Here is a 13,402-nt window from a genome sequence, read left to right as displayed (position 1 = left end):
TTATTTCGTTGCTAATAAAGGTGGACGATTAAACGGTTTAGGTAATTCTGCCCGTTTTAAAGCAGGCATTACCGTAGAGTTATTACTTTGTACAAATGCATCTTGTGATCTGACCCAATCGAGTTCGTATTGACGAACATTATTATATTTTTCACCCGTCATATGCATCGTATCGCGTTCATTACGTAAAATAATGGGTTTTATAAAGACCATAAGTACACGCTTTTCACGAGAATTAACATTACGTCTAAAGATGCGACCCACACCAGGTATATCACCCAACACAGGTATACGATTATTGTCATTACCAAGACTGTCTTGGGTTAAACCTCCTAGAACAACGATGTCGCCACTATCAACATGAACCGAAGTGACTATACTACTAATTCTAAAGGTAGGGGTAGTTGAAGTCGGAGCAACAACAGGCGGATCCAAAGTGTCATTACCTTGATCGATTTGCATTTGAATGCCTTCGCCACGCGTAATTTGGGGTCTGACATAAAGATGCAATGCAACATTAACCCTATCAAAGGTTGTAAATGGACTCGCTACGGTTGTACCGCCAGCATTATTAGGATAATTAGTCGATGCCACTGAAACCTGCTTACCTACCAATATTTTGGCTTGGCGATTATCAAGAACTACTACCGAAGGTGTTGATAAAATGTTCGCTTTATTTTCTCTTGCCAAGGCATAAATTTGCGCTTGAAAATCATCAAGTCTGGTTTTGCTATTAATTATAGCAAATCCTGGTCTAAAGCTTGCTGGTTTTCCTGTTTGTTGATTGCTACCCCATTCTATGCCTAAATCGTTGACATCTTCTTGATTTATTTCAGCGACCAAAGCTTCAATGAGAATTTGTGCGGGTTTAATATCCAATTGGGAAATTACTCTTTTTAGAATCCGTATTACAGAAGCGGGTGCATTAAGAATAATGGAATTTGTATTGGGCTCAGCAATTATTTGCACTGATGGTTTTGTGGTGCCTTCATTCTGTGAGCTTGCTGAGGTAGTATTTGCAGTGGCCCCAGGTGATGTCAGAGAGGGACTGCCAGCTGGATAAAGAGAGGTCGCCGGACTTTGGGAGTTAGAGCTGTTATTATTACTTACAAGATTAGAAGCAGGATTAGTGCTGTCTAAAGCCGGTCGAGTGATGGTTCCAATGGTTGTCCCAACATTACCGCTGAAATTTGCCTGAGCGATACCGGCAAGAATTGGCACCAGGTCTTCTGCTCGAAGATAGTTCAGATAAACGACTTGAGTATTGGAGTTAAGGCCTGCAGAGCTTTCCTTATCTAGCTTTAATATTAACATCCTAATGCGGATTCTATCCGTTTTAGAACCACTGATTAATAGAGAGTTCGAACGATCATCAGCAGCAACAGTTAATTGCGTGCGTGCTGCGCCCATACTGGGTTGGGTTTTTACTAAATCTTTTAGCGTAGCGGCAATGTCCATTGCTAAAGAATGTTTTAAATGGACCATATCAATACCATTTGCAGATGAGTTATCTACTTGCCTGATAATGTCTGCAAGACTATGAATATTATTCGCTCTTCCTGACAGGATGAGCATATTTGATGGGGCATATGCAGAGATACTACTCCATTGGGGCATTAATGGACGCAAAACAGGAACTAACTGCTCTGCTGGAACATAATGAACCGCTACAACAGCCACCATCATATCATCGCCTTGTGGTGGATGTTTCAGTTCGTTCAGAAGATCGGGTGATTGGGTTTTGGCATCAATATTAGGAATAATTTTAATGACTGCACCACTGGGTATGGCGGCATAGCCGGACACTTGTAAAACTGAAAGGAAAACCTGATAAAGTTCATTATTATTCATTGGAGTTGACGACACAATCGATATTTTTCCTTGAACTCGAGGATCTATCACAAAATTTTTACCAGTAACCCGTGATACTTCAGCGATAACCGCTCGAATATCCGCATTTCTTAAATTCCATATTTGGCCATTCTGAGGGAGTGTTTGTGTTTGCTCAGCTGCGCTCTCATTTTCAGATTGATTCGTTTGTATTGGAGAGGGAACTTGATTGTTATTTTGTTGATTTTTTTTGGCACTGAGCTGTAGGGATATTTTATTCTGCAACTCACGCGCTGTAAGATAATCGCTAATAGGACCTATCTGCACAAGATAAAGTTTTTTATCGGATAGGTTCTTAATTTCTACATGTTCACTAACAAGAGCAGACAATTCCTTTTCACGCTGTTTTGCATCTTTTTCTAAATTAAACGCTCCTGCTTGCAGGTAAAAAGTAGTATTCCCGTTCTTCGTTGTAGTGGAAATATTAATTTCGTTTGCGTGAGTTAACGCAGAGCAAATAAATATTAAAATTATAATTACTATCGAGCGCATTGAAAAACCGCAAAATCATAAGTAAATAACATAATAACTAAATTTATAAACTTACCATAGCTTTTTTGGCGAGTAACGGAAGGTATTTTGAAGCAATTTTCTATTTTGCTTTAAGATTATCTTAATTGTTAATAAATTAATGAAATACGTTGAGTTACTCTTTTATTTTCCTCTGGGATAAATAAAGTTGGATTAAATACCTTATTAGTCCCGGACCATATGACGCTATCCGGGACCTCATTTTTGCTAGGGATTGTAATGTGTATGAGTGTGTGAATCATGGTGCTGGTGTTGATGATGTTGATGTTGATGCTGTTGTGGGTGTTGGTAGGGATGATGTACATGGTGATGAGTAGCGAAGAAACCATTAGGGTGGTTTGCGTGTACGGGATTTGTAACAACTACTGTAGTTTGTGGTGGTTGTGTTGTGGATGGGTGATTGTGTTGGTGTGCGTTTTGCTGATGCCCGTGCGTTCTTGAATTATTCATATTTTTTCATCCTAATTAAATAAAGAATTAATGACGCCTAAGATGATAATGAACACTTAATTGTACATTTTAAATATCATCTTAACGCATTATATGCAGAGAGTTTGGTAAATGTATATGTTTTTCAAACAATTCAAATTTTAAATAATATCACGGCATTAACCTGATTTAGGGCATTGCCTTCTACCCTAATTTTGCAGAAGGCTCTATCCTATTCTAGGGAAGGATTAAGGACAATAAATCGTGTCTATCACTTCTACGAGATCTGCATTGCTCTGATCCTTTAAATCAAAATTACCATGGAGTTCTTCTCCTGATGAACTGATGTAATGTCGTTCAAAAAATCGTGATAATGCTGCGTTTTGTCTCCGAAGTACAAGAGCTGCAGGCATTTCATCAGAATCCGGTAATTGCTCTAACGGATTTTCTGATAAGTCAGCTTCATTTGTTTTTCCTCCGGTAATGAATAAGGTTCTTGTTTTTCTATCGAAAAATTTAGTCATGCGAATCTCCAGGTGAGTGAGTTGGTGATTACATACAACAATTCAGTTGAGCTGATATGGCAGAGCAAGCTCAATAGAGTCTGTTTACAATTCTACTGTCTTGGACAATCCAGGAATTATAAGCAGGCCCTAAACTTTTCTACACGAACGAGACTGTCCCGTCAACATCCTTAGTTGAATAGGTTTTATTATGTAACGTGTTAGTGCTGTGAATACAGTATTTCAATTGGACAATACCGCAGCCAATATTCTTTGTCTCTAAAAGTTCCAGTTCGACATCCTCTTTCAGTGGACCAAATAATGATCGACCCGAACCAAGTAAAACAGGAATCAATGTAATTGTTAATTCATCAATGAGATGCTCAGCAATGAATTTTTGAATAGTGATTCCTCCATCAATATAAAGATGTTTCATTCCTTGATTTGCTAAGCGTTGAACGAGGGCAGTGGGAGATTCAGACGATGAAGAAACGTAATTTTGCAGATGCTTAGGAATATTTACTCCCTTACTACTCATGACTATTACTGGGAGTGTTCCATATGGCCATTCATCAAATGATAATACTTGTTCAAAAGAATGCCGGCCCATGATCAATCCATCAACTGACGCAATAAAGGATTTATAACCACCATCCTCACCTTCGGGTACAAGAGAATTAACTTTCATGAGCCAATCAATAGATCCATCATGGCGTGAGATAAATCCATCAACACTGGTAGCAATAAATACAGAACATTTTATGGACATAACAAAAATATCCTTGTGATTATTTTTGCAAAACATACAGGAAAATGAATTCCACCTGTTTTAACTAACCAGGAAGAATATTACAAATACAATACTCAATATAAACAGTAAAAAATTAATTTTTTGTCGGGTTAATAGTTTTAACAGCGTATAAAGAATTATCCCTCCACCAATTCCATCTGCAATCGATGCAGTAAAGGGAATCATCATAATTGTAACCATACAGGGAGCAGTTTCACTAACATCCTGTAATTTCATATCAGTGAGGTGTTTCATCATACAACACGCTACATAAAGAAGCGCAGGACCTACAGCAAAATTAGGGATCATTCGCGCTAAAGGAGAGAAAAAGAGCATGAGGATAAAGCCGATTGCTATGACGATTGCTGTGATACCACCACGTCCGCCTGCTTCAATACCTGCCGCAGATTCAATATAGGGAGACGTACTCGCTGAACCCAGTAACCCTGCCACAGCAGAAGCGGCTGCATCCACTGTTAAACAGTTACTAAGACGTTTCGCATAATTTTTTTGTTGTTTGAATACAGACGGATTCAATAAACCGATTAATGTGCCTGTTGCATCAAATACAGCAATTAAAAAAAAGGTGAATGTGGCTTTTATGGCGAGCACAGTATTGAGGCCGGAAAAATCAAGCTTTAAAAAAGTAGCCTGCATGGAAGGGGGCATGGAAATTAAACCTTGCCAGGTAGATAAACCCATTAACAAACTTAAAGCAGTAATACTGAGTATTCCGAGGATAATAGCCCCAGGTATTTGAAAAAAATCCAGAATGAGTATCAGAAGAAAACCTAAGAAAAATAATCCGGTTTCAGGACGATTGATTTCGCCAAGACGCATTAAATTATGATTGTCCGCGATTATAATTTGATTATTTTCTAAAGTAATTAGCGCAATTAACAGACTTATCCCTATTAAGATAGCAATTTGTAAATTGTAGGGAATGGCTTCAATTAAAAGACGTCGTAGACTAGTGAGCGACATTAAAAAAAATAAAACACCGGAAAGAAATACAATCGCCAAGGCTTGCTCCCAAGGTATGCCCATTCCTTGTACTACTGTATAGGAAAAAAAGATATTTAAAGCCATACCAGGGGCAATGCCAATGGGGGTGTTGGCAAATAGGCCAGCAAGAAGACAAGCAAAGGCAGTAATAAGGCATGTGGCCGTAAATACGGCTCCTTGATCCATCCCTGCATCATGAAGGATGCTTGGGTTAATGAACGCAATGTAAACCATTGTTAAAAAAGTGGTGATCCCCGCAATGACTTCAGTTCTCAGTGTAGTGTCTTTAAGAAAATAGGCTTTTAACCGTTCCATAATATTTTATTCTTCTATATAAAATTAAATTTTAAGACTAAGCGTAATATGTACTTCTCTTTAAACATACCAAAAATTCAATCCAAAGTATCTATGACTAGTTGATAATTTATAAGTATGAGGGTAATGAATAAATATAAATTATCTATGTGAGTACAGTAATATTAATTGCTGCTAACGTAGGCATCTATTAATAATCTTTGTTTTTGATTCATGCTACAAAGCCACTTTGGAGTCGTATTTTTACCCAGCTTATTTATTATTTGGCTGTTGGCGTCAATTTTTTTATCATCCTATAATTTATAAATTTTGTGCCACACATTTCTTTGGTTTGTCTTGCTTCCGTAATGTAACCACGATGATCAAAAAATGGTTTCGCTGTAATGCTGACATCAGAGAAGAGTTCTGGGATTCCTAAAGCCAATGCTTTATGCTCACGAGCCTCTAGTAAGGCTTTCCCAATCCCTTGATTTTGATAGTCTTTATGCACATACCCGCGATTGAGATAACCATTTTCTTCTAAGTCTGAAAATCCAACAATCTTGCCACTTTCTATATTAATTGCGACAAAGGTATAGTTTTTAGTAAGAGATTTTTGCCACTCAATCAAATTGGGATTTTTAGGGGCCCATGCATCCAGTTGCTCTTGGGTATAATCTTTGCAGTTGACATAGTGGACCGTATCATAAAAAAGCTGGTAGATCTCAGCTTCATCGCCTGGTTCAAAAAGTCTAATATAAAATTTTTGATCGGATGCTCTAAAGGCAGGATAAAATTCTAGGGGTTTTGCACCAGTCCAATGTTTTTTAATTTCAAAGAGTATGCACTCTGCCATTTGTTTTAAATGAGGTAATAAGTTATTCCTGGATGCAACATGAATAAATGCTTGCAAACGTGATAAAACTCTTGGTCTTACCCAATTTTCTTCGCCATTCCATAATGAGTTTTCTGGAGTAGGGCCTGAAGGACCCACTCTGTCTTTTTCTAGAGTGGAATTAAGAAAAGGGAGTGTTTGTTGTAATAACCAAAAACCACAGGCTTCAGTATAAGCCTTAGCATAAGCCAAATCATCTGATGCCGCAGGGATAGTTCGTTTAAGTTCCTCTCGATAAATAATCTCGAGAAGGGATATGGCATCCTCGGGGATCGCTTTAGCACACCAACATGTTGGCATGCTCATTCTAAGATAAGTACCATCCAATAGGGCATTGCGCACAAAGGCCCATTCAAAATCAATCAGTTGTAAATCACCCGTTACTTCATGGTCGAAAACATTATCGGGACAAATATCCCCATGAGTTAAAACAGTAAATGGACCCGGTTTAAGTAATGATTCAATCAGCGAGGTAGACTCATTGATGCATTCTGTAGTTAAAGTCAGATTGAGATTTTTATTCGTTGTACGTAGTTTCTCGATTAAATCAGTACAAGTGAAATCTAAATTTTCCTGCCGCGTTTCGGCGCTCCCATGAATGTGATTTAAAATAGCTTCGTATCGTGCTGTCTTAGCAAAACCTGCCGCATGGAAGCTTCCTAATGCTTTCATAAAACGTCTTAATGCCAGAATTGCCTTATCTCTATACGGAAGTGTTAATGTGTCAACTAAACTTATATGCCGCTTTCCTAAATCTTCGATAAGAATAAATCGATGTTCTTTATCACCCCCATAAAAGTGTGGAACATTATGTATGCTTGGGTGAATTTGATTGGCGAATTCCAGACCGGCCCAGTCGCGGGCAAATCGCGCATAGGCATCTTTGTCATCTGTCTCTGAGTTCTCAGGTAATGATTGTTTGAAAATAATGCTTTTGGGGATGGTGCTCATGTTGCTGTTCAGCATAATTCGTAACACAATATTTCGACGATCTGGTTCACTTAAAAACTGTAATGAATCAATTTCAATTTCTGCCATAAAAACGTGTTGAAGCATTTGGGTGACTTTTTGCAGTATCACTGGATTGATTGTTTGTTGTGTACTCATATTGTATCGCCCCTTAGCGTAACGTTTTCAGCAGAAGCAGATGATGTTTATCCTCACTATACTTAGTGGGTTTAAATCCCGCCTTTTCATAACAGTGAATCGCTTGGTAATTATTAATTTCAGGGTCAACGACAGCAGCACAAAAAGTATTAGCCAGGTTCTCTGTAAACCTATCTAAGATTTGTCTACCTAATCCTTTACCGCGAAGATCACTTGATGCAATAAAGAGATCCAAGCCGACCAATTCATTCAGTTGATATATATCAAATAAGGAATTTTTAGGATGCAAAACACCTTCAGGCAAATGATCTTTGAAACAATAATATTGAATAAAGCCTATGGCTTGTTTATCTAAGTTAATTATAAAACTAGGAACATTATCTTGACCATGAATTCTCGGTAAGTATTTCGTTTTTATTGCCTCAAGTGACCAAGTCGTTCCCCGAGCATACCATTGATTAATGATAGGTTCTTGGAACCAAAAGTAAAGACGGTTGATATCATGTTCACATAAAGGCTTGAAATGGAGTGATTCGCGATGATTCATAATATTCGATTTAACAAGTTACTTTTTAATAACGCGCTTCTTTTTAGACATCGGTACTTCTAGTGTTGTAATTTTAAAGAGATGGGTCAACCATTCGCTTTCATCCCATAGTTCAGCAGAGATGAATAAATAGGGTTTTGCACCTGGATAGGGAATGCCTTCTTCATAGTTACTGATAAATGCCTTGCCCGCATGAGTCGGTTTAACAAATAATTGATCATCACAAACTAAAGCAATTACTTTGTTATCGCAATAAATAGCATATTCGCCAAACATCTTTTTCGCATAGACACAGCCAGCTTTTGCGGTTTGATCCATGATAAAATCGACAGTACTTTGTTTGGAGGCCATTGCTTATTCCTTTGCTATCTCATTTATAAATTCTAAATAAATAACCTGATAATTGGTATTTGCTATTAATTTTTTCTTTGAAATAAAGGGATTGTTAATTTTAATTTATTGATTCTTAGCCAGCAAGGGGAGAGGATAACGTTACATAACTATTTGATTTAATGGTGGCTATGGGTGGACTCGAACCACCGACCTCAGCATTATGAGTGCCGCGCTCTAACCGGCTGAGCTACATAGCCACAAGACGCGTGATTTTGTCGTTTTAATGGAAAATTGTCAATACTGTTATCTTATTTTTTTGGATTTTTTTCATATTATCTCTAAGCTTTTCTATTATCTACCTCTATTAATCACTCTATTTCATAAATTAACTTATGTACGAAAAAAGCAATTGAATGATTATAAAACAAAAGAATAAGGAATAAATATGTGCTTAGGTTTGTTAGCTGTATCCATAACATAGACAGGTTATAAAAAATAGAACAAATAGAATAGGTGCATTCTATATCAGCTTATTGAGCAGGAAAGATTATTTGAGGAACACTTATGGTGAAGTCCTGGGCTCAGCTGCGCTTCACCCAGGCTACATTGTCTTGAGAAAGTTAGATGATAAGTAAATACATAGCACCTGGTCCACGTAATACTTGAACCAATAACTCTTGTTTTTTCTGTTGAGCAATTTGTTGTAACGTTTTAACGTCTTTAACAGGAGCTTTATTTGCAGAGATAATGATGTCTCCGGGTCTTAAACCAGCACGCCATCCTGCACTTGTTTCTGAAGCACCGACAACTTGTACGCCAACGACGTTTCCATGAGGTGGTGTCTCTTGCTCAAAGTTTCTTAATGCCAGTCCGTAAAGGAACGGATTTTCTGATTGCATTTTTTGTTCATGGGATTTAATGTCAGTGACGACCGCATCCAGTGTGATTGTCTTTCCATCACGCTGAACAACCATTTTAACATTGGAACCGACACGCAATAGACTAATGGTAGTCTTTACCTGAGTTGCCTGGGTGATTTTTGTGTTGTTAATTTGAGTAATGATATCACCTGATTTTAAACCAGCACGTTCAGCAGGGGAGTTTGGATTAACTTGTGATACCAATGCACCTTGAAAATCTTCAGGATATCCTAATGAATGAGCAAGCTCTGGAGTTAAATGTTGAACAAATATGCCCATTAAACCTCGATGAATTGAGCCAAATTTGATTATCTGTTGGGCAACATCTTTTGCCATGTTAATGGGGATGGCGAAACCAATTCCCACATTACCACCATAAGGAGAAAGAATTGCAGTATTAATCCCAATCAATTCTCCTTTTGTATTAACGAGTGCACCACCAGAGTTACCAGGGTTAATTGCAGCGTCGGTTTGAATAAAGTTTTCTACACCTTCAATATTTAAATCACTGCGTTTTAAGGCACTGACAATACCAAATGTTGCAGACTGACTATTACCAAAACTGTTTAAACCAAAAGGATTACCAATTGCAACAACAAAATCACCCACTTGCAGCTGATCTGAATCACCTATAGGTAAGGATTTTAAATTGGTAGCATTAATTTTTAATATAGCTAAATCAGTTTCGCTATCACTGCCGATAAGTTTTGCTTTTAAACGTCGACCATCTTGCAACGTAATTGTGACCAGTTCTGCATGACGGATTACGTGATCATTCGTAATAATGATCCCATTTTGTGCATCCACTATGACACCGGAACCTATGCTTTCAAATTTACGTCCTTTTTCGGCATTGGGTTGCTGGCGCTTTTTGTTGTTTTGCGCTTCATCATCAGTGCCAGGTGGTGTTGTATTTGCAGGCAAATAGCCCTGTACTGCAACATTTACAATGGCTGGCATGATGTTTTTCAATGCTGGGGCCAAACTGGGCATAGGAGTAGGGGCTGCTTCATTAGCCGCATAACTGAATGAGGCTGTTATAAGAAGCAGGGTACTTATAATGAACTTGATATGTTTTATCATAATTATTAGTCCTGAGGTTGATCATTAAACCAGATTAAGGTAGCTATTCTACCTGTTTGTGATGCTCTTCGATAGGAATACAACTCATTTTTTAACTCAAAAGTGCATAATTCAGACTGATACACTGCTTTTACACCCTTTGAAGTCAAAATAATTTCAGCAATTAGAGGTAAATTAGCCAACCATTTTCCATTAACAGGCTTGAATGCTTGTTTACTTAAAGGATAATTATCGGCAAACGTTTGGTATACTTCTTCACCCACTTCATAACAGTTTTGACAAATTGATGGTCCTATCCAGGCGAGTACATCGGATGTCAAGCTGTTCATTTTATCAAATGTATTTTCGATAATACCATGAGCTAATCCTTTCCAACCAGCATGAATTGCGGCAATTTCATTACCTTGTACGTTACAAAGCATTATGGGCAGACAATCGGCGGTAAGGATTGCTAAAGGATGATTCATGGATCGGGATATAGAGGCATCCGCATTTCTATTGGGATCCTCTTCAGCAATAACACAATGCGTACTATGCGTTTGATTTAGCCATTGGGGTTCGCCGGGTAAGTGCAACAATTCCACAAGTTGTTGTCTGTTTTGCAACACGTGTTGTTCATTATCACCCACATGCAAGCCCATATTATTGCTGTCATAGGGGGCCTGGCTATACCCGAATAGACGAGTTGTGCTTAAGGCAGTAATATTCTTTGGCGCTGGCCAATTTGCTAGGTTATTCTTCATAATGCTCGTCCAATGTGTTAAGAAGAAATTGAAAGTCATCAGGTATTGGAGCTGTAAACGTCAACTCATTTTCTGTTTTTGGATGATACAATGAGAGCGTACGTGCATGCAGTGCCTGTCGTTTAAAATCTTGGAGTAGAGTTCGTAACTGTTCTGATGCATGGGCTGGAAATCGCATTCGACCTCCATACAACGAATCCCCAACAACAGGATGATTGATGTAAGACAAATGAACCCTGATCTGATGAGTTCGCCCAGTCATTAGATTGACATCCAGTAAAGTAAAATCCTGGTATTGTTTTTTTACTGAGTAATGAGTTATTGCTTGTCGGCCTTGCTCTTGCACGGCCATTTTTAATCGATTCCGTGGATGTCGTCCAAAGCCGGTGTCTATCGTTCCGCCTGAAATAATATGGCCTTGTACTAACGTAATATAATGGCGTTGAATCTCGCGAGCCTGCATTTGACGGATTAAAGAAGTATGTGCAGGTAATGTTTTTGCTACGATTAACAGCCCCGTTGTATCTTTATCTAATCGATGAATAATGCCTGCTCTAGGTAAGTGCTGTAAGGATGGGGCATGATGTAACAAGGCGTTAACCAAGGTATGTTCTTTATTTCCCGCTCCAGGATGAACGACCATGTTTGCAGGTTTGTTGAGTACTAAAATGTCTTCATCTTCATAAACAATATTTAAAGGAATATCTTCAGGGGCACAATGATTGAAATCTTTATCCATTAAAGTGAAATCAACATTGATCTCAATCAAATCACCATCTAAAGTTTTGTCTTTAGGCTTACAGGGTTTATGATTGAGTGTTATTGCGCCGCTTTTAATCCAATTGCTGATTTGTGAACGCGAGTAATCGGGAATTAAGTGCGCGAGTACACTATCAATACGTTGATTATGGTACTCGCGTGGAACAGTTAATTGTTGGTGAATGTGCTCAATCATCAAATTGTTTCAATCTCAACTTCAATGAGACGTCCTCGTAAGGAATTAGGTAATGCTTCATTGATTTGAACAGTGACGAATTGGCCTATTAAATGGGCTGGACCATCAAAATTCACTACTCGATTGCATTCAGTACGACCGGAAAGCTGCTGGGAATCTTTTTTAGCATGACCTGTAACTAATATTTTTTGTGTACTTCCAACCATCGATTGACTGTAACGAGAAGCGTTTAGTAACAGTCTATTTTGCAATATCTGCAGTCTTTGTTTTTTCACTTCCATAGGCGTGTCATCTGGCAAATTCGCTGCCGGAGTACCCGGTCTTGGGCTATAGATAAAGCTAAAAGAGGTATCAAAACCAATTTCATGAACCAAATCCATCGTGTCTTGGAAATCTTTATCTGTTTCTCCTGGGAAACCAACAATGATGTCGGTAGATAAACGAATATCCGGGCGTACCTTACGTAATTTCCTGATCTTGGATTTGAATTCCAAAGCGGTATAACCGCGTTTCATTAAACCTAAAATACGATCAGAACCACTTTGTACCGGTAGATGCAGATGATTAGCCAATTCCGGTACTTCTGCATACGCATTAATTAAATTATCTGAGAACGCCAAAGGATGTGACGTTGTAAAACGAATTCTGCCTATCCCTTCTATAGCAGCAAGATAATGAATTAAAAGAGCCAAGTCAGCGACATCACCATTTTCCATCATACCACGGTAGTCATTAACATTTTGTCCTAATAAATTGATTTCTCTCACGCCTTGGGTTGCTAATTGATAACATTCAGCCAGTACATCATCAAAAGGACGACTAATTTCAGTACCACGGGTATAGGGGACAACACAGAAACTGCAGTATTTACTGCAACCCTCCATAATCGAGACAAATGCAGTTGGACCTTCAGCTCTCGGGGCGGGTAGGTGATCAAATTTTTCTATTTCTGGGAAACTGATATCGACTACTGGCTTTTTCTTTTCCATGCGCGCATTGAGCAATGCTGGAAGTCGGTGTAATGTTTGTGGGCCAAAAACGATATCGACAAAAGGAGCTCTTTTAATGATGTCTTCACCTTCTTGACTCGCAACACAGCCACCTACACCAATCACTACGTGAGGATTTTTGGCTTTATATTCACGCCATTGTCCTAATTGAGAAAAAACTTTCTCTTGTGCTTTTTCACGAATAGAGCATGTGTTGAGTAATATCACATCTGCTTCTTCAACGTGTTCGGTTTTAACTAAGCCATGTGATTGCAGCAAAACTTCTGCCATCTTAGTTGAATCGTATTCATTCATCTGGCAGCCGTTGGTTTTGATGTATAGTTTTTTAGCCATATCAAATCTACTTTAAAAATGTATCTGAGTGTAG

At 38.4% G+C, this 13,402-nt stretch carries 12 protein-coding genes and 1 tRNA gene; all 13 read right to left on the bottom strand.

The features are described from left to right. Entirely contained in the window at positions 1–2,382 is a 2,382-nt protein-coding gene (gene lspD, locus ACF8MK_RS15445) for a GspD family T2SS secretin variant LspD (RefSeq protein ID WP_392537404.1), read from the bottom strand. Between the two features lie 246 nt (positions 2,383–2,628). Beyond that, positions 2,629–2,871 carry a hypothetical protein gene (locus ACF8MK_RS15440; RefSeq protein ID WP_392537403.1) on the bottom strand — a complete coding sequence of 81 codons (243 nt, stop codon included), beginning with the start codon at positions 2,869–2,871 and terminating at the stop codon, positions 2,629–2,631. Between the two features lie 227 nt (positions 2,872–3,098). Continuing rightward, positions 3,099–3,374: a hypothetical protein gene (locus tag ACF8MK_RS15435; RefSeq protein WP_392537402.1), complete on the bottom strand. Its 276-nt coding sequence runs from the start codon at positions 3,372–3,374 to the stop codon at positions 3,099–3,101. A gap of 139 nt (positions 3,375–3,513) precedes the next feature. Beyond that, positions 3,514–4,122 carry a dihydrofolate reductase family protein gene (locus ACF8MK_RS15430; protein ID WP_392537401.1) on the bottom strand — a complete coding sequence of 203 codons (609 nt, stop codon included), beginning with the start codon at positions 4,120–4,122 and terminating at the stop codon, positions 3,514–3,516. A 60-nt stretch (positions 4,123–4,182) separates the two neighbouring features. Beyond that, positions 4,183–5,463, bottom strand: a complete 1,281-nt coding sequence (locus ACF8MK_RS15425) for an NCS2 family permease (RefSeq protein ID WP_392537400.1) — start codon at positions 5,461–5,463, stop codon at positions 4,183–4,185. Positions 5,464–5,722: 259 nt separating this feature from the next. After that, complete coding sequence (locus ACF8MK_RS15420; protein WP_392537399.1) at positions 5,723–7,444, bottom strand: GNAT family N-acetyltransferase; 1,722 nt, start codon at positions 7,442–7,444, stop codon at positions 5,723–5,725. Between the two features lie 13 nt (positions 7,445–7,457). Beyond that, positions 7,458–7,991, bottom strand: coding sequence for a GNAT family N-acetyltransferase (locus tag ACF8MK_RS15415; protein ID WP_392537398.1), 534 nt, complete (start codon positions 7,989–7,991; stop codon positions 7,458–7,460). A gap of 18 nt (positions 7,992–8,009) precedes the next feature. Continuing rightward, complete coding sequence (locus ACF8MK_RS15410; RefSeq protein ID WP_392537397.1) at positions 8,010–8,342, bottom strand: TfoX/Sxy family protein; 333 nt, start codon at positions 8,340–8,342, stop codon at positions 8,010–8,012. 162 nt (positions 8,343–8,504) lie between these two features. Next, positions 8,505–8,581 (bottom strand) — tRNA-Met (locus ACF8MK_RS15405). Positions 8,582–8,944: 363 nt separating this feature from the next. Next, positions 8,945–10,327, bottom strand: coding sequence for a Do family serine endopeptidase (locus ACF8MK_RS15400; protein WP_265702367.1), 1,383 nt, complete (start codon positions 10,325–10,327; stop codon positions 8,945–8,947). A 5-nt stretch (positions 10,328–10,332) separates the two neighbouring features. Beyond that, positions 10,333–11,070, bottom strand: coding sequence for a peptidoglycan editing factor PgeF (pgeF, locus tag ACF8MK_RS15395; RefSeq protein ID WP_392537396.1), 738 nt, complete (start codon positions 11,068–11,070; stop codon positions 10,333–10,335). Beyond that, positions 11,060–12,025, bottom strand: coding sequence for a 23S rRNA pseudouridine(1911/1915/1917) synthase RluD (gene rluD / locus ACF8MK_RS15390; RefSeq protein ID WP_392537395.1), 966 nt, complete (start codon positions 12,023–12,025; stop codon positions 11,060–11,062). The genes pgeF and rluD overlap by 11 nt, the downstream gene beginning before the upstream one ends. Further along, complete coding sequence (gene miaB / locus ACF8MK_RS15385; RefSeq protein ID WP_392537394.1) at positions 12,025–13,368, bottom strand: tRNA (N6-isopentenyl adenosine(37)-C2)-methylthiotransferase MiaB; 1,344 nt, start codon at positions 13,366–13,368, stop codon at positions 12,025–12,027. The genes rluD and miaB overlap by 1 nt, the downstream gene beginning before the upstream one ends. Positions 13,369–13,402: the final 34 nt, after the last annotated feature.

Origin of the sequence: Legionella sp. 227 (assembly GCF_043161935.1) — a bacterium.
Classification (GTDB): Bacteria; Pseudomonadota; Gammaproteobacteria; order Legionellales; family Legionellaceae; genus Legionella; species Legionella sheltonii.
This window is presented reverse-complemented; position numbering and strand designations above follow the sequence as displayed.